At 43.5% G+C, this 17367-nt stretch carries 12 protein-coding genes; 6 read left to right on the top strand and 6 right to left on the bottom strand.

The features are described from left to right. The first annotated feature begins 186 nt into the window (after window positions 1–186). From GXP67_RS30285 to GXP67_RS30275, 3 genes are all read left to right on the top strand, one after another. A complete protein-coding gene (locus GXP67_RS30285) occupies window positions 187–510 on the top strand; it encodes a hypothetical protein (RefSeq protein ID WP_162446603.1) in 324 nt (107 codons plus the stop codon). Window positions 511–527: 17 nt separating this feature from the next. Beyond that, window positions 528–701, top strand: a complete 174-nt coding sequence (locus GXP67_RS30280; RefSeq protein ID WP_232064682.1) for a hypothetical protein — start codon at window positions 528–530, stop codon at window positions 699–701. A gap of 235 nt (window positions 702–936) precedes the next feature. Next, entirely contained in the window at window positions 937–1326 is a 390-nt protein-coding gene (locus tag GXP67_RS30275) for a group I truncated hemoglobin (protein ID WP_162446601.1), read from the top strand. Between the two features lie 10 nt (window positions 1327–1336). Here GXP67_RS30275 and GXP67_RS30270 read toward each other — a convergent pair whose 3' ends face one another. Continuing rightward, a complete protein-coding gene (locus GXP67_RS30270; RefSeq protein WP_162446600.1) occupies window positions 1337–3484 on the bottom strand; it encodes a xanthine dehydrogenase family protein molybdopterin-binding subunit in 2148 nt (715 codons plus the stop codon). 393 nt (window positions 3485–3877) lie between these two features. Between GXP67_RS30270 and GXP67_RS30265 the strand changes: the two genes are divergently transcribed. Further along, window positions 3878–4963 (top strand): carbohydrate-binding family 9-like protein, encoded by a 1086-nt coding sequence (locus GXP67_RS30265; RefSeq protein ID WP_232064681.1) that lies wholly within the window; start codon window positions 3878–3880, stop codon window positions 4961–4963. A gap of 97 nt (window positions 4964–5060) precedes the next feature. Here the strand turns inward: GXP67_RS30265 and GXP67_RS30260 are convergent, their stop codons facing one another. Further along, entirely contained in the window at window positions 5061–6083 is a 1023-nt protein-coding gene (locus GXP67_RS30260; RefSeq protein WP_162446599.1) for a ScyD/ScyE family protein, read from the bottom strand. Window positions 6084–6523: 440 nt separating this feature from the next. On the opposite strand from GXP67_RS30260, the gene GXP67_RS30255 reads away from it, so the two are divergent. Beyond that, window positions 6524–7579, top strand: a complete 1056-nt coding sequence (locus GXP67_RS30255) for an endonuclease/exonuclease/phosphatase family protein (protein ID WP_162446598.1) — start codon at window positions 6524–6526, stop codon at window positions 7577–7579. A 147-nt stretch (window positions 7580–7726) separates the two neighbouring features. Here GXP67_RS30255 and GXP67_RS30250 read toward each other — a convergent pair whose 3' ends face one another. The 4 genes from GXP67_RS30250 to GXP67_RS30235 form a co-directional block, all read right to left on the bottom strand. Then, window positions 7727–9127 (bottom strand): efflux transporter outer membrane subunit, encoded by a 1401-nt coding sequence (locus GXP67_RS30250; protein WP_162446597.1) that lies wholly within the window; start codon window positions 9125–9127, stop codon window positions 7727–7729. A gap of 92 nt (window positions 9128–9219) precedes the next feature. Next, window positions 9220–10338, bottom strand: coding sequence for an efflux RND transporter periplasmic adaptor subunit (locus GXP67_RS30245; RefSeq protein ID WP_162446596.1), 1119 nt, complete (start codon window positions 10336–10338; stop codon window positions 9220–9222). Between the two features lie 61 nt (window positions 10339–10399). Continuing rightward, a complete protein-coding gene (locus tag GXP67_RS30240; RefSeq protein ID WP_162446595.1) occupies window positions 10400–13576 on the bottom strand; it encodes an efflux RND transporter permease subunit in 3177 nt (1058 codons plus the stop codon). 60 nt (window positions 13577–13636) lie between these two features. Next, window positions 13637–14533 (bottom strand): oxidoreductase, encoded by an 897-nt coding sequence (locus GXP67_RS30235; RefSeq protein ID WP_197901583.1) that lies wholly within the window; start codon window positions 14531–14533, stop codon window positions 13637–13639. Window positions 14534–14767: 234 nt separating this feature from the next. Here GXP67_RS30235 and GXP67_RS30230 point away from each other — a divergent pair, with 234 nt between their 5' ends. Then, window positions 14768–16843, top strand: a complete 2076-nt coding sequence (locus GXP67_RS30230; RefSeq protein ID WP_162446594.1) for a sigma-54-dependent Fis family transcriptional regulator — start codon at window positions 14768–14770, stop codon at window positions 16841–16843. The last annotated feature ends 524 nt before the right edge of the window (window positions 16844–17367 follow it).

The raw sequence follows: 17367 nt of genomic DNA, 5'->3' as shown, positions 1-17367 counted from the left end.
ATGATTAGGTATACGCCGATTTCAATCAGTCACAAATATATTATCACCTGTCAGCTGATATTTTATAGTCCAGTTATAAAGGATATTCTTTAGCGAGACAGGAAAGAACAATGCTGAGGTGTTTACCCTTGCAATATTTACAGAATAACAAAAAGCAATTAATCAACCCTAAAACAATCAATAAAAATGAAAACTTTCGTTGCACTTTTGGTAACCTGTCTTGGCTTATTAGCCGCTTTGGCCTCTTTTAATAGTAAACCTACCCAGCCCAACACTATAGACTATCCAAAAGAAAGGGAACAAATTTTACAGGTAATAGAAAATGAGTCTAAGGCATTCTGGGATAAAGATTATGAGAAATGGGCTGCCTGCTGGGTTCATGAACCTTATATCCGGACGATGGGATGGTGGAAAGATGGTGGGGTAACGGTAGTAAAAGGATGGGAAGAAAGAGGTCCAGAACCAAAGGGTATATGGATGAATTTCCGGAACCCAACCCTCAGAATGTAAAAAGAGAGAACATCAATATGAGAATATTACAGGATGCAGCCTGGGTCACGTTCGACCAGTATGGCACTGATACCGGAGAGCCGGTGATGGATATGCCTGGACTCAGCCGGGAAACCCGGTTTCTGGAAAAGCAGAACGGACAATGGAAGATAGTATATGTAGGATGGCTGCTGGAAGGAAAAAAGAAATAATATAGTGTACTGCACCTTGCTTGATTTTGCATTGCTAGCGTATATGAATTTCTGTCAGATCTGAAATAATCAAAATACTCCACCTCTCAGTTGTGTCACCATCCTCACAGTGGTGACACAACTTACATCCTGGCTTTTTATATTATAAGAACTTATCTCTGTTGTCTACCGCCAGGTTGTTGTGTAAGGTCTCTACCGGATAGATTGACTGCTACCTCACTAAAAATTTATTATCATGAACACAATGGATGACAAAAGTCTTTTCGAGAAAATCGGAGGAATGTATGCGGTAGACGCAGCCGTAGAAATTTTTTACAACAAAGTACTGGCAGATGATCGCATTAGCCATTTTTTCCGCTGGACGCACATGAAAACCCAGCATGCCAAACAAAAAGCTTTTCTGGCATATGCTTTTGGTGCGCCGCTGAAATATAGTGGAAAAAGCATGAGTGATGCCCACAAAAATCTGCTGGAGATAGGGTTAAATGAGTTGCATTTTGATGTGGTAAAAGAGCATCTGCTTTCTACCCTCAGAGATATGGAAGTAGCCGAGGAACTGATACTCCGGGTGAGTGACATTGCCGAAAGCACACGGGATTATATACTGGGCAATCATGTGTACTAATCATCCCATATTATTTATCTGTATCCTCGATCCGGACTGGTAAACGTCGAAGCCTTTTTCCGGTAGCTGCAAAAATGGCATTCAATAAAGCTGGAGCCACCGGGGGAACACCAGGTTCACCTACACCACCCATACCTTTTGTACCAGGCACAATATGTATTTCAATTTCAGGCATTTCATGAATACGTAACATGCGGTAATCATGAAAATTGCTTTGTTTTACCTGTCCTTTTTCTAACGTTATTTCCCCATACAATGCGGCCGTAAGTGCAAATACAATACTACCTTCCATTTGTGCCCGTACGCCATCCGGGTTTACAACAAGGCCGCAATCAATGGCACACACCACCCGGTGAATTCGAAGCTTTCGATTCTGAATAGATATTTCTATTACTTGTGAAACGTAACTGCCCATGGCTTCATGTACCGCTATTCCCCGAAACATGCCAGGAGGTAGTGGCTTTCTCCATCCAGCCTTTTCCGCAGCTAATGTAAGCACTGCCAGATGGCGGGGATGGTCTTTTAGCAATGCATACCTGTAATCGAGTGGATCTTTTGCTGCCATAAAAGCCAGTTCATCTATCAGGGTTTCCATTACAAAACAAGTATGGCTATGTCCTACTGATCGCCAGGATAAAACCGGTACGCCTACGGTAGTGGTATGTAAGGCAACATTATGGTTAGGAACAGGATTTATGTAGGGTGATCCATGGACACCTCCAACGGAACTGTAATCTATCCTATCTTTAATAATAAGTTTGTCCAGAGGCGTATGAGCAAAGATGGATTGTCCGACAATATGGTGTTGCCATACTGAAGGATAGCCATCGTTTCCTATACCAATAACAGCCCTGTGCAGATAGAGTGGCCTATAATATCCGCCCCGGATATCATCCTCTCTCGACCATACCAGTTTAACAGCCTTTCCACTAATCCTGGCAATGTGTACAGCTTCTACTACCCAATCGGCATCAAATGATGCTTTTCTTCCAAAACTACCTCCGATCTCAGGGGTATGGATACTTACCTGTTCAGGCTTCATACCTAACAGGTCTGCCACAATCTGTTGAAACAAGAGAGGATTTTGGTTTCCGACCCAGATTTCGCAGCTATCTTTCCCTGGCTTGACCGTACAATTTAAAGGTTCCATCGGAGCATGAGCGAGGTAAGGCACTGTATGTTCGGTTTCTAGTACATGAGACGCTTTTTGTAAGGCAGCAGATGTATCTCCTTTTTGTTGCGAGTATGTCCCTTGTGTTTTGGCAATCCTGCGGTATTCTTCTACCTGTAATTGGGTATTAATCTTTACATTTTCTCCCAGTTCCCACTCAATTTTTAAGGCATCACGGCCCATTTTAGCAGCCCAGTAATGGTCTCCCAGTACAGCAATGCCAGAAGGAATCTGTATCACATCCCGGACACCTTGTATAGCCATGGCACGGCTTGCATCAAAAGATTTTACCTTTGCACCAAAAATTGGTGCATGTGCCACTACTGCAGTAAGCAAACCTGAAAAATGTATATCCAAACCATAAATAGCTTTCCCATTTATCTTATCCGGGATATCTAATCGGTTCTGGGATTTACCGATGTATCTCCACTCTTTTGGCTGGCGGAGTTGCACTGCAGGAACATGTATTGCCGCCGCTTCTGAGGCTAAATCACCATAGCGAATCTCTTTGCCTTTGATAATGACATATCCATTCTCTGTCGAACAATCCGCTGGTTTTACACCAAACCTGTTGGCCGCTGCTTCAATAAGCATAACCCTGGCTGTAGCACCCACCTGGCGATAGCGGTCAAACTCAGATAAAGTTGATGTAGACCCTCCGGTAGATTGTCCCCAATCGGGGTCAGCAAACTGTTTCCCTGCGGGGCTGTGCCTGATTTTTATCTTTTTCCAATCGCAATCCAGCTCTTCAGCAATTAACATAGCCAAAGTTGTGCCGATGCCTTGTCCCATCTCTACCTTGGTCAGAATAATATGTATGCTGTCATCTTCCCCAATATGAAGAAGCGTATTGGGTGTAAATGGTATAGGACCGGATGTTACTTTGTTGGGTTGAGCAGGAATGAAAAAGGAAAGCAAAAGCCCTCCGCCAAATAAAGCACTTGTTTTAAGGAATACTCTACGTGGTACTGTAGCCTGTTTATTCATAGGAACGCGATAAAATTCTGACTATCATATATCCTTATAAGTTGTTAATAATGCCATGGCAGAGAAATAAACGCATTGGGATGAATAGTTTATGAAGGAGAAATTGCATTTACTGATTGTAAGCGCATTAAGCAAATATGGAAAAGAATAGAAAATAAAGGTGTTAACAGCTGGTGAATATTTGTTACTGATATGTTAATGGAATGGCCGTTCGATAGCGCTGATTATCAAACAAGTTTCTTTTAAAACCAATGCTCAGCGAAATTAAGCATTAGGCCAAAATAGGGTGAGGTATTTTGTGAATAGATGATAGTTCATGCGCAGGGAAGATTTTTCGGTCATTAAAAGCATGGCATTTTACCTGTGCGTGTGTATTTTCATTAAACTTGCAAGGTGATATCATTTTTACTGAAGCGGTTATTTTTGCTCCTCCTTCCTTATAGCTTATTGGCACAGGGGTCTTCTCCAGGTTTTTCTCCTGAACATTATATCTGTTATCAAACCCATACACCTCTGCAAATAGACGGCAAACTTTCGGAACAGGATTGGGCAAATGCCAGCTGGACGAAAGAGTTTGTAGATATCGAAGGTGCGCTGAAGCCTGCTCCCCGGTTTAAAACGCAAGTAAAAATGTTATGGGATCAGCAATACTTTTATATAGCTGCCCAGCTATACGAACCCGAGATCTGGGCTACGTTAACAGAGCGGGAATCAGTTATTTTTCATGATAATGATTTTGAGGTCTTTATTGACCCGGATGGAGATACGCATAATTACCTGGAATTTGAAATTAATGCCCTTGGCACCGAATGGGATCTGCTGCTTACCAAACCTTACCGGGATGGCGGCAAACCTATTAATCATTGGAATATAAAAGGACTGAAAGCTGGCATTCATATAGAAGGTTCATTAAATGATCCCGCTACAAAAGACCAATATTGGACCATAGAAATGGCTTTCCCCTGGGATGTATTACAGGAAGTGGCTTTTGCTAACCGCAAACCGGAACATGGAGAGCAATGGCGCGTAAATTTTTCAAGGGTAGAATGGCAAACAGAAATTATTAATCAGCACCATCAAAAGAAGATTGATCCTGCCACCTCCAAGAGCTATCCGGAAGATAACTGGGTATGGTCTCCTCAGGGAGTAATTAATATGCATCGCCCAGAAAGCTGGGGTTTTGTACAATTTTCCACGAACAAGGTAGGCAACAGCCAGGATACTTTTATAGCATCTGACGAAGAACCCATTAAGTGGGCGCTTCGCCAGCTATATTATGCGCAACAACAATGGAAAAAAAAGCATAAACGTTATACTACTAACCTTTCTGATTTAAAAGTAGCTCCACCAACTATCAAAGAGTATGTGTTTGAGCCAAAACTATTTTGTACCCCAAGCTTATTCGAAATCACAGCAAAAAGTAAAAAAGGCACTTTTAACTGGCACATTCGCCAGGATGGGCTCATCTGGAAAGAGTAAACTTAATGAACCAGGAGCAGATCAGGCCGATATAACTGCTTTTCAGTAGTTGCATAGATAGAGCCTTTCCACTGAAAATCTTTCTTAAGGATTATCCTCAGAAAGTAATTTTCTGTATTTCCCCATCAAAGGTATTGGCCAGATAATAGGTTTTTAGCCCGCCTCTTTCAATGGAATTAGGAAAGTTTAAACCTGAAAGCAATGCCTTATTTTGTCCCTTGGCTGAACGTATTACCTTTCCAGAATTAGCAGCAAAACCTTCTTCTGTAAAAGTGCCATATTCTGTTACGATGGGTTTATGATCTAATCCTAATTCAATATCAGTGAGAACCGACAGGCCGCTCTGGTAAACGGAGGTTTTCCCATATACATCAACCTGATAGATAGTAGCTTTTCCGGCAGGAAACGGGAAACCGGTAAAAGTACCTACCAGAAATTTCTGGCCATCAAAGACAATACCTGTAGGCACCGCTTGCACCTGAACCGGTTCGCCGGAAGGGTTATCAATGGGAGGAATACTGGCAAACACACTTAACTGGCCAGTGATCGCATCTCTTCTGATCACCGCATTGGCAGCCGCATCTACTATAAAAATATCTCCTTCAGGCCCGATTGTCAGGTTAAAAATGTCAGTTTCATCTGTATCTTCTTCAAAAGAATATTCTTTCACAAACGTACCAATGTCTTCATAGGCTAAAGTGCTGGCTTGTAAGGGCGCATCGCCAGGGGCATATTCTGAAATATTGAATTTATAGAGTTTGCCCTCTGTGCCATGTAACATAAACAGTGTGTCGCCTTTCAACAGCAGGTGATTGAGCCCAAAAACAGCGCCTTCCGGACTAACCGTGGATGGAAAACCTTCCACTACTGGGTGTACGATTCCTGTAGGTGTAATAAAGGAAAGTGTTCCATTATTAGCTGTTCCTGTGCCGGCTTCAGTTACCCATAATTGTCCTTTTGTATCCACTTCTATTCCTAAGGGAGCTACAAGTCCCGAAGCAAACAATTCTATCTTAGGATCATCTGGTTTGTGTTCTTCCAGTAAATCAAGGATCTGATCACAGCTGGTCATACAAAAGAGTACACTTATGAAAATCAGGAAGGAGGGTTTGTGGCGCATAAATATAAAAAGGTTATCGTGTGCAAAGTAAGTAAAGACCTGCCAGGTAGTAGTGAAAGAAGGCTATTCAACAAAACTGTTTGATAAGCAACAAGTACTGGTTTAATGGATTCAGTGGATCTAATAGAAAGAGTTTATTCATGATTCACCAGCCGCTTCCAATCCAGTAAGATATTGTTAAACAGTTACATATATTCTTGCTGCCAATCTATATAATTTTCTCTAATCCTTACATGTTTTTCTATAATCTTGAAAAAAATTCTACCCTGACCCTATTCCTGAGTTAATAAATTGCGGCTGTAGGATAATCCAGAGTTGCTCTCTCAATTTTAAGTAATCTGCTTACCTGTATACTTTCTAAAAGGGTTTCAATGGATTTGATAAATAATCCGTATATAAAAACTTATGTTCATCCTTAAATATTTATCGATACAACACCTATGAAATTTTCAGTAGCCACTTTTAATGTAGAAAACCTGATTACCGCTAATCGTCCGATTTATGAGGAGTCTCACCCACGTTTCACTTCGCAAGGATACGAACTCAAAATTTCCTGGATTAAAAGCCAGCTTCTGAAAATGAACGCAGACATTATAGGCTTCCAGGAAATTTTTGAAGAAAAAGCCTTAAGAGACTGTTTAACCGGCACTACCTTTGAAAACTGGCACCTGTTTGTTGCCAAGCCTACCGGAATAAGGCCGGTAAACGCCATTTTAAGCAGGTTTCCTATCCTGCGAGCCGAAGTAATCGAAGGTATACCTTTTGTTTTTGATTTTTTTGACGAGAATGCATTAGATCCAAACCTGGAAAGCACCCCCATTCTTATTCCCATAAATCGGTTTTCGAGAGGAGTACTGATGGCAGAAATACAATTAACGGCCAGGATTTCTATGCTGGTTTGTGTGGTTCATTTGAAATCGAAACGTCCTACGCTTCCTGAAGGAATTACCCCGGACTCAGCAAGTTACTTTGAGGCGGCGAAAGGAAAAATCCGTTCCCTCATTCGCCGGGGCATTGAATCGGCTGGCATCCGGCAGATTCTATCTGATGAAATCGCTAAAAATGAATCAAAACCCATTATTATCTTAGGAGATTTAAATGACAACGATACGGCTGTTACCAGTCAGGCGATATTAGGAGAACCTCCTTTTCATCAACTGCCCGTAGAGGAAAAAATAAACCGGTGGAAACATGTATTTCAAAACAGCAAAGATGTGCAGGCACGAAAAAGTATAGAAAACTATCATTATACCTATATCCACAATGGCCATTATGAAAGCCTGGATAATATTTTCATCAGCAATCACTTTGCGGAGTTGAATACAAAAAAGATCGGAAGAATTATTGATGTCCGGCTTTATAACGACCATATCATTGACAAAACCATTTCCTCTGACAGAAAACCATTTTATGTTACAGACCATGGACAAGTGGTTGCCAACATAAACCTGTTCGAACATGAAAACAGATCGGAGCAATCAAATCCAATCGTTTGAGCAAATCAAACTTATTGAGTATATGTAGCTATCAAGTGCCTTAGCAACCTGTTGATATATGGATATCCCTTAAGATATACATTCTTTCTGGCTCTCACCGTCTGTGAGTTTGCTAAACGTTGAAAAGTAAAGAATAAAACAATTTCCTTACCAGCTTCCGCCAATTGCTTTGATGAGGGAGATTGTATAGATCGCCTGCTGTCCTTTCAGATTAACTGCCTGCCTTTCCAGTTCCAGAGTGGTTCGTTCGGCATCTACTACTTCCAGAAAAGTCGTTAATCCCTTCACATAGAGTTCATGGGCATACAGCCTGGTTCTTCGGGCAGATTCTAATGCCTGTTGCTGGCTGTTTATCTGTTCCGAGAGAATCTGCAGATTAGCAAGCGCCGTTTCTATCTCCCGTCCTGCTGTAAGTACCCGTTGCTGATAGGTGGCAGATATAGCCTGTGCCTGGTGCTGGGCAATGAGCACATTATTCCGGTTACGGTTCCCTTCATAAATAGGCACCGATACACTGGCTCCCAACAGATACGTAGCACTATTGGCTGACAATAAATTTCCGGGTTCCTGTGAAATTAATCCAGCTGAGCCAACCAGGCTTAAGCGTGGGCGCAGGGCAGTTTTATTGATTTTGATCTGCTCATTAGCCGCTTCTACTAGCCGTTCCGATTGCAATAAATCCGGCCTCCGGAGTAATACCTGTGCTGGCGTAGTTACCGGAACTACTGGCAGGTTTTCAGGTAGGGGTGCTTCATTAATAAAAATAGAGGCTGAGGGAACGCCTGTTAACACGCCTATTGATAACTCCAGTTCTGTCCGGCTGCGTTGAATGCCTTGTAATTGCACCCGTATATTGGCAACTTCTGTTTCGGCACGTTGTACATCCATTTGCGTAATCAGTCCAGCCTTGAAGCGTTCCTGTACCACAGCCAGGGTAGAATCCCGCAATTTCATGCTTCTTTCTAACACAAACTTTTCAGTATCTGTGGTACGTAACAGCAGATAGATTCTGGCAATTTCAGAAGTAACAATCAAGCGTACTGTTTGTTGCTCAGCTTCTGTGGCCTGGGCTAACAACTGATTTACCTGTACCTGCTTCCCGATCCGTTGCCATATATCCAGCTCATAGCTCACATCGAGAGGAATCTGATACGTGTTTAAAGTAAAACGGCTAAGTTGTTGCCCATCTTGAAGCTGAATGGCTACCGGACGGTTAGGGGCCAGATTTTGTGTGGCCACATAGGGACTTAACCGCACAGATGGCAAATAATACGACTGGGCAACTTTTACCCTGGTCCGAGCCTCGTCCAGGCGGCTCATAATCGCTTTTAAATCCAGATTATTAGCTAAACCCAGTTCAATGAGTGAATCCAGGGTTGAATCATTAAATACTTTCCACCACTGGTTATCCTTTGGAATTGCTGCCGTTTGTGAAGAAGCAGACTGCCATTTCCATTTCTCAGCTGCTATATCTCCCGACTGGGCAAAACCCAGGGAGGCATGCAGCCATAAAAGCGCACCTATAATATATATATTGAATCTTTTCATCAGTAACGTTTTTGTGTATAAAGGTCAGCCGGAATGAACCATAAGCCTGTTTACCCCTGCTGGATAGCACATTGGTTTGCGTTTAAAAACCTTTAGTGGCTTGCATTGGCAGAAGCCATTTTTGCATTCGCAGGTGCTCTTGGTTGTACCTTCTGCCCTTGCTGCAAATTATCTGATGGGTTCACCACCAGTCGTTCTCCCCCTTGTAAGCCGCTCCCGATTTCCAGCGTAGTTCCAAAATCACGGGAGATTTCTACCCGTTGTACCTGCAGGGTATTGTCATCTTTTACCAGCATTACTTGTGGCCCTTCCGGTGTGATCCATAATGTATTGGCAGGAATCACTACCGGCGGTTCAGCCTGACTTAACTGGAAGTTGACTTGTCCATATAAGCCGGATACCAGTTCACGGGTTGAGTTAGGAATCACTACTTCGGTAAGCAAGGTGCGGGACTGGGAACGTAAAGCCTCAGCCGTACGGACTACTTTACCGGAAAACACTTTACCTGGAAATTCAGGAACCCGTACCTCAACTGTTTGCCCAACCTGAATATAGCGGTAATAAGATTGCGGCACATCGGTATACACCCGTAAAGTATCCAGCTGTGAAATGGTGAACAAAGGAATGGTATTCCCCACCGAAATCAATGAACCTTGTTCTGTGTTCCTTGAAGTAATTACGCCATTGAAAGGGGCTCTGATTTCCTGTAAACCTTTCAATACTTCAATGCGGCGCAAATTTGCCTGGTTCATTTCGTACAGTGCCTGCCGGTTATCAACATCTTGCTGGGAAACAGCTCCCGGCAAAGAAACACTCTCTACCCTATCCAGGTTGGCTTTTGCCAGCTTTACATCTGTCTGCGCCCGGATAATGTCCTGATCCAGTTCTGGTGCATCTAAGGTTGCCAGCAATTGCCCTTTCTTTACCTGACTGCCAATATCGACGAGCCGTTTTCTTAGAAAACCCTGGGTACGGGCATATATGGGTGTTTCGCGTAAAGGCTGAATTTGTCCAGGCAAGGTAAGGTTACTGGTCGCATCCGAACGGGAAGCGATAGTGGTGTTTACCTGTACAATGCGGTTTTTTTCTTTCTCCACAGCGGCCTGTAATTCCTGCTGGTTGCGGATGCGGGGCAATACACCCACAAAGAGAAACAACAGAATCAGCCCCACCGGCACCAACCAAAGCATGATTTTACGTCTTGTTTGCATATAGATTTATATTATAAATGAGTGGTCGAATATTAAGATTGAAAATGAATTGACTATTGAATTATATCTCCGCAACTGGTACCCTGCGTCTGGCCAGGTAACTGAACACCACCGGTACAAACAGCAAGGTGGTAAAGGTGGCCAGTAACAAGCCTCCGATTACTGCCCGTCCTAAAGGCGCATTCTGTTCTCCGCCTTCACCTAAGCCTAAAGACATCGGCAACATCCCGATTACCATCGCAAGGGCAGTCATCAAAATCGGACGTAAACGGGTGCGGCCTGCTTCATAAGCTGCCTGCCAGGGCGTCATTGTGCCTTCCATTAAGGTATCCGAAGCAAAGTTTACCATCAGAATACTATTGGCCGTTGCTACCCCCACACTCATAATCGCCCCCATTAAAGAAGGGATACTAAATGGCGTATGTGTCAGGAAAAGCATCCACACCATGCCACACATCGCACCAGGCAAAGCAGTAATAATGATGAAGGGCAAGCGGAACGACTGAAAATTCACCACCATGAGTAAGTACACAATTACGGCTGCGAAAACCAATCCGATACCTAACCTGAAGAAAGCGCTGTTCATACTTTCTACTTGTCCGCGAACAACAATTCTGTTCCCTGGCTGTAGTTGTGATGAGTATTCGGCTATAATCTTTTCAATCTCGCTGGACACAGAACCCAGATCCGTTCTTTCCACAGATGCATACACATCATATACCGGCTGCATGTTTACCCTGTTAATAATCACAGGGGCCACTTTCCGCTGCACGTGCATTACATTGCTCAACAGTTGAGGCGTAGCCATATCTGAGTTCACGACTAGCGGTGTTTGCAGCATTTTCTCCATAGAATTGAGCCGGAAAGGAGGCGTTTGTACCGCTATCAGATAGGGAAATCCTGATTGGGGATCTGCCCAGAAATTGGGTGTTACCTGGGTAGTACCACTTAAGGAGATCATCATATTGCTGGCAATCTTCTGCTCATTCAACCCCAGCTGACTAGCCCGTTCGCGGTCAATATCTACAAAAAGTTCCGGCGCATCCATTACCTGATGCAGCCGCACATCTACGGCTCCAGGTACTTGTGCCAGGCGTTGTTCAATAGCACGGGCAATTTTTAAATTATTCTTCCGGTCAAAGCCTGCAATCTGAATGTCGATGGGCGCTGTTAAACCGAAATTCAAAATCTGGCTTACAATATCAGAAGGCTGGAAGAAAAAGGTTACGCCAGGCATTTCATCCCGCAGGATATTGCGTAGCTCCCGGATATAGGCGGAAGATTGCTTGGTTTTTTCTTCGTTCAGGGCCACCAGTAATTCAGCATCCGCAGAGCCAATGGAAGAATTATCCGTGAACGTAAGGTTATATCCTTCACTGGTCATCCCCACATTACTGATAATGGTAGATATTTCTTCACTAGGAATATGGCGGCGGATCACTTTTTCTACCTGGGCAGCAATGCGCTCGGTTTCCTCCAGACGGGAGCCAGCAGGTGCACGTAAGTGTAAGCGGAACTGGCCAGCATCTACCCCTGGAAAAAAGTCTCTGCCCACAAACGGAACCATGGCAATAGTGCCAACCAGCACCACTACAAATATGCCTAATACTTTTTTCCGGTTATTCAAGTTCCATTCCAGGGTATTCAGGTAGCTGTTCTGCAATCTCCCGAATGATCGGTTAAAACGGGTATGAACCCGGCTAAACCAGTTTTGCTTTCTGGATTCCTCACCAGTATGTTGTGTATGTGCCTGTTCTTCAGCTGGAAGCATCAAGTCAGCCAGCATGGGTACCAGAGTACGAGATAACAGGTAAGAAGCCAGCATCGCAAACACTACCGACATGGCCATGGGGCCAAAGAGGAACCTTGCCGGCCCTTCCAGAAATAGTACCGAAACAAATACAATACAAATCGTTAGGGTAGCTACCAGTGTTGGTGTAGCAATCTGATGGGCTCCTTCTATAATGGCTTTCCGCAAGGGTAAACCCAGTTCCTGGTTCCGGTGAATATTTTCAATGGTTACTGTCGCATCATCTACCAGAATACCAATCGCCAGGGCAAGTCCGCCCAGGGTCATGATATTGAGGGTTTCCCCTAACAGGAACAATACAATCAAGGAAAAGAGAATGGATAGCGGAATCGAAATCGCTACAATCAGGGTACTCCGCCAGCTTCCCAGGAAGAGTAAAATCATGGTGGCCGTAAGCAAGGCAGCAATTACGCCTTCTACCACCACCCCATGAATAGATGCCCGTACGAAAACAGACTGGTCGAACAGTTCGATGATCTTCAGGTTTTTGGGAGCAGCCCCCCTAACCATTGGCAGAATCTCGTTCCGGATTTTATCCACTACTTCTGTGGTAGAAGCATTACCTATTTTTACAATACTAAACAAAGCACCTCTTACGCCATCCTGTTTCACTACATTCGATTGAATAGAGGCTCCATCGTGTATATTCGCCACATCCCGCATATGCAATGTTACCCCATTTACCTGTTTTACCGGAATATCGTTAAGCGTAGAGAGTACTTCCGGTTTTGTATTTAAGCGGACATTATATTCCCTATCACCAAACCTGGCCTGTCCACTGGGAAGAGTCAGATTCTGCATAGAAACAGCATTAACCACATCTTCCGGCGTTAATCCGTGTGCTACCAGTTTTTCCGGGTCCAGGTCTACCATGATCTGGCGTGTTTTTCCCCCGAAAGGAAGCGACATTCTCGAACCTTGCACCGTAGAAATCTGCGGACGCATCCTGGTATTGGCATAGTCAGTTACCTGCGATTCAGTTAAACTATCTGAGGAGAGGCCTAACTGCAAAATAGGCACTTCGGTGGCATTATACCGCACAATTAAAGGCGGCTGTGTTCCCGGGGGCATCCGTACCCGGATCGTCTGGGCAATGGCTGTTACCTGTGCCAAAGCTTCTTCTATACGTACTTCCGGCTGGAAATAAATTTTGATCACAGAAATACCATTGTGCGTCTGGGATTCCATTTGCCGGATATTGCCTACGTTATTGGTAGTAGCCGTTTCACTGAAATTGGTGATCATCTTTTCCATTTCATCCGTAGAAAGCCCCCGATACGTCCAGATTACAGTAATCACCGGAATGTTGATCCTTGGAAAAATATCGGTAGGCATCCGCATAATGGAAACGACACCCATTATCAGAATAAGAAGTCCCATTACCGCAATCGTATAAGGCCGGTTGAGGGCTAATCGTACAATCCACATAAGTTTTAATGTGTTGGTGTGTTAGATTTTATTGGTTGAACTGTTACTAAGAAAACTCAGCTATACCTGGTTTTCTTTGAAAGAGGTAGTTTGGGAAATATCTTCCCAGTCTGTAATTTCTTTTTGGAAGGCATTCAGCTTTTGCCTCACTTTCAGCAAGGCATCTTTTCCTAATACCAGATGCAATGGAGGAGATGGTATATCCACAATCTGCATAATCGTTTCAGCGGTTGCTTTAGGATCGCTGAGTAAACGGGTAGTACCCGAATCGGAAAAGTGTTGATTACTTGTGTGAATGTAGTCTTCAATAATATTTTCTGTGCGGATCAGTGAATTTCCCCACCAGTCGGTATGCTGGGCACCCATTTCTACTACAGTTACTTTTATTCCCAGCGGACTCACTTCCTGTGCCAGTGCTTCCGACAAGCCTTCTACCGCAAATTTGGTCGCGTGATAGGCTCCTAATTTAGGAGTGGCTACTAAGCCTCCGGCAATGCTGGAAATATTAATGATATGTCCTTTCCCAGCCTCCCGCATATGAGGAAGAATATTTTTGGTTACTTCCACCATCCCAAAGAAATTGGTATCGAACTGGCGTCGGAGTTGCTCCATAGTAATTTCTTCCAAGGCTCCCTGCAATCCATACCCGGCATTATTCACCAGTACATCTATCTGTCCAAAACGGATGAGCGCCTGTGCAACAATATCCGGAATTTTATGAGAGTGGGTTACATCTAGCTGCAACACGAGTGTTTGTTCCGGGTAGCGTTCCGGTAATGAAGCAAATTTGGTTATATCACGGGCTGTAATCACTGCTTTATCACCACGCGCTAATACTGCTTCTGCCAGATGCCTACCCATTCCAGCCAGACAACCGGTGATAAACCATACCTTGGATTTATAATGATGGCCTGGGGTAATATCTGTTATTTCCATTTTTATCTCGATGCTATACATGGTTTTGTACCATCTTAATGCCAAGGTTATCGCCGATGAAAAAGCAGGAGTTAGTAGAATGATTGTGAGTTTGAGTAGGAATATTTAAAGAAACTTCAGAAGTAACTCCAATAATTTTAGAGAAAAAATCCAAAAAAAGTAGAGTTATACTAAAATATTGTAATTTAGCTGGAGAACAATCGACAAATACCTTTGTTTCGCTTCTGAAATCATCTTCTTTTACATTTCCAGGTTATGAAAACTGCATCTTTAGAAACGACTCCTGACGTTACTTTACAGCAGGAATATCCTGCTTTTTTACTATCGCTGCTTGGGATGCAGAAATTACAGGAAATAGTGAGTTATCTTTATACGTTTCAACCTGAGCTTGGATTTTCTACTTTGCATCTGGCTTTGTATAAAGAAGAAAACAAACATGTAAGGGTAGAAAAACCTGCACCTGGGAAAAGAATACTATTACAAAACAATACCCTGATAGAGGAGAAAATATTTACCCAGAAGAGAAAAGTAGTTCTTGAAACAGCGACTCATGCCATCTGGCTTGCGATGCCCTTACACAACAAAGGTAAATTCCTGGGTGCTGTTGTTATGCAATTTACTGACGCATCCTATTTACCTACAGTCTCTACCTGGCTGGAGTTCCGGTGTACAAGCCTGGCCATGGCCGTAGAGCAGACCTGGCGTGTTGAGATATTGGAAAAACAGGTACGGGAGAAATCCATGCAACTGGTGGTGATGAATGCACTCACTTCTGAAAAAGATTACAGCCAGATGTTTCTCACCATTGCTGCTGCTATCAATACCATGGTACCCTGTGATTTTTTATCCATTCCGGCTTTTTCTACGAATACAGGTTTTTTGCTCAGCGGCTACAATGCGATCCGGCAGCCGGAAGGGCTTGTATTGATGAACCGGGAAGAACTGCTTGACTTTATCGGATTAGATTTACAGACCTACCGGGAATCAGCCCAGACAGATCTTACGTTATATACGACGCCCAGAATTGTAGCCGGAGCGGAGTTTGTACGGCTGAGCGAAAAGCGGCTGATCACCAATCGGTTTATGCACCTGATGGGCATTAAAGAAGCCATGTATATCCCCATTTGTCTGCCCAATGAAGCCTATGCCACCTTAATTGTATGCAGCCGCACCGAACATGCATTTTCTGCCAAAGACCTTCGTATCTTAACGGATCTCGCTAATCAGATCACCCATCAGATCGGCAGGTTGCTGGCTTTTGAGCAAAAAGAGGTACTGGAAACAAAACTGAGGCAGGAAAATTCGCTATTGATCCAGGAATTGAATTATGATCCTACCCTGGCAGAAATAGTAGGGCAGTCGCAAGCTATTAAACGAGTATTAGAAGATGTACACAAAGTGGCTCCTACTGATTCTACCGTGCTTATTCAAGGGGAAACCGGTACAGGAAAAGAACTGCTGGCCAGAGCGATTCATAACTTGTCGGGACGGAAAAACCGGCCTTTGATTAAAGTAAACTGTGCTGCCCTGCCCTCCCAGCTTATCGAATCGGAATTATTCGGGCATGAAAAAGGGTCATTTACCGGGGCTACCGAACGGCGGATCGGAAAATTTGAACTGGCACAAGGCGGCACTATTTTTCTGGATGAAATCGGCGAACTGCCTCTTGAACTTCAATCGAAGTTATTGCGGGTATTGCAGGAATATGAAATTGAACGGATTGGCGGAAAACAAACCATTCATTTAGATATCCGGGTAATTGCCGCTACCAACCGGAATCTGCGGCAGGAAGCAGCCCAGGGTAAATTCCGATTAGATTTATATTACAGGCTCAATACTTTTCCATTGCTTCTTCCGCCATTGCGGGAACGCCTGGAGGATATTCCTTTGCTGGTGAATGGCTTTGCAGACAAATTTGCCCGGAAAATGGGTAAAACTATTAAAAGTATTCACCCATCTGTAATGCAAAATCTGCTGAACCACTCCTGGCCTGGCAATATCCGTGAATTAGAACACATCGTAGAACAATCTGTGATTATAGCCACAGGGTCACAATTAGATGTAATACCAAGTTTTGTCACACCTATAACCTTGCCTAAGGAAAGTGATAATGATACGCCTGTTAACTTTCAACCAATAGCTGTAAATTTGGATGAGATAGAAAATGCCTTTCTGGAGAATCAGCGGCAACATATTCTGGATATTTTGCAAGAAACCGGTGGCCGTATCCGGGGCAAGTCTGGGGCTGCTCAGCGCCTGGGTTTGAAGCCTACTACCCTGGAAGCACGGATGAAAAAGCTCGGTATTAAAAAGAACTTTCAATCTATCTAAATGAATTAGTTCTAGAGATTTCGGATAGATAAGAATTTTTGAATACGCATCGAAGCAAGTAATCACAACTAAAAATAAAACAAACGTCCCTTGCGTGAGAGGATAAATAAAACGAAGCTCGCCTATTTTGGCAAAAGCCAGGAAGCATTTTTAATTTTTGCCAGAACTGTTACGCAGGCAACCTTCGCACTCTCGTGCTCGGTTCTGTTGGCTTGCTTCGGCTCTCTCCTCACAAGTGTTTTGTTACCAGCACACAAAGCTGGCTCAAAGCTCTCGCTTTACCACACAGGCTAAGCACAAGGCCCGCTCAAAAACTCTCGTTTTTGCCGTCTTTTGCGCAAGCAAAAGAATAGTAAAGACGGCCAGACATAAAGCAAGTCTTTACTTTTACAGAAATAAACCTTGACCACAACCTCTAAAACTATTTAGTAGTAATGCAAGGGCAGCCTATCTAGATAAGCTGAACATTTCCCACTATAAGCAAAGGATTTCCCTTAATTTAGCAAAGAGCTTACTCCAGTGTG

This window comes from Rhodocytophaga rosea (assembly GCF_010119975.1).
Lineage (GTDB): Bacteria > Bacteroidota > Bacteroidia > Cytophagales > 172606-1 > Rhodocytophaga > Rhodocytophaga rosea.
The sequence above is the reverse complement of the archived record's forward strand: the minus strand, read 5'-3'. Positions and strand labels throughout refer to the sequence as shown.

Coding starts and splice junctions, on each gene's coding strand:
- GXP67_RS30270 (WP_162446600.1), bottom strand. CDS start 3,484: ATGAATAAACAGGCTACAGTACCACGTAGAGTATTCCTTAAAACAAGT.
- GXP67_RS30245 (WP_162446596.1), bottom strand. CDS start 10,338: ATGCAAACAAGACGTAAAATCATGCTTTGGTTGGTGCCGGTGGGGCTG.
- GXP67_RS30275 (WP_162446601.1), top strand. CDS start 937: ATGAACACAATGGATGACAAAAGTCTTTTCGAGAAAATCGGAGGAATG.
- GXP67_RS30255 (WP_162446598.1), top strand. CDS start 6,524: ATGAAATTTTCAGTAGCCACTTTTAATGTAGAAAACCTGATTACCGCT.
- GXP67_RS30235 (WP_197901583.1), bottom strand. CDS start 14,533: ATGTATAGCATCGAGATAAAAATGGAAATAACAGATATTACCCCAGGC.
- GXP67_RS30280 (WP_232064682.1), top strand. CDS start 528: ATGAGAATATTACAGGATGCAGCCTGGGTCACGTTCGACCAGTATGGC.
- GXP67_RS30240 (WP_162446595.1), bottom strand. CDS start 13,576: ATGTGGATTGTACGATTAGCCCTCAACCGGCCTTATACGATTGCGGTA.
- GXP67_RS30285 (WP_162446603.1), top strand. CDS start 187: ATGAAAACTTTCGTTGCACTTTTGGTAACCTGTCTTGGCTTATTAGCC.
- GXP67_RS30260 (WP_162446599.1), bottom strand. CDS start 6,083: ATGCGCCACAAACCCTCCTTCCTGATTTTCATAAGTGTACTCTTTTGT.
- GXP67_RS30250 (WP_162446597.1), bottom strand. CDS start 9,127: ATGAAAAGATTCAATATATATATTATAGGTGCGCTTTTATGGCTGCAT.
- GXP67_RS30230 (WP_162446594.1), top strand. CDS start 14,768: ATGAAAACTGCATCTTTAGAAACGACTCCTGACGTTACTTTACAGCAG.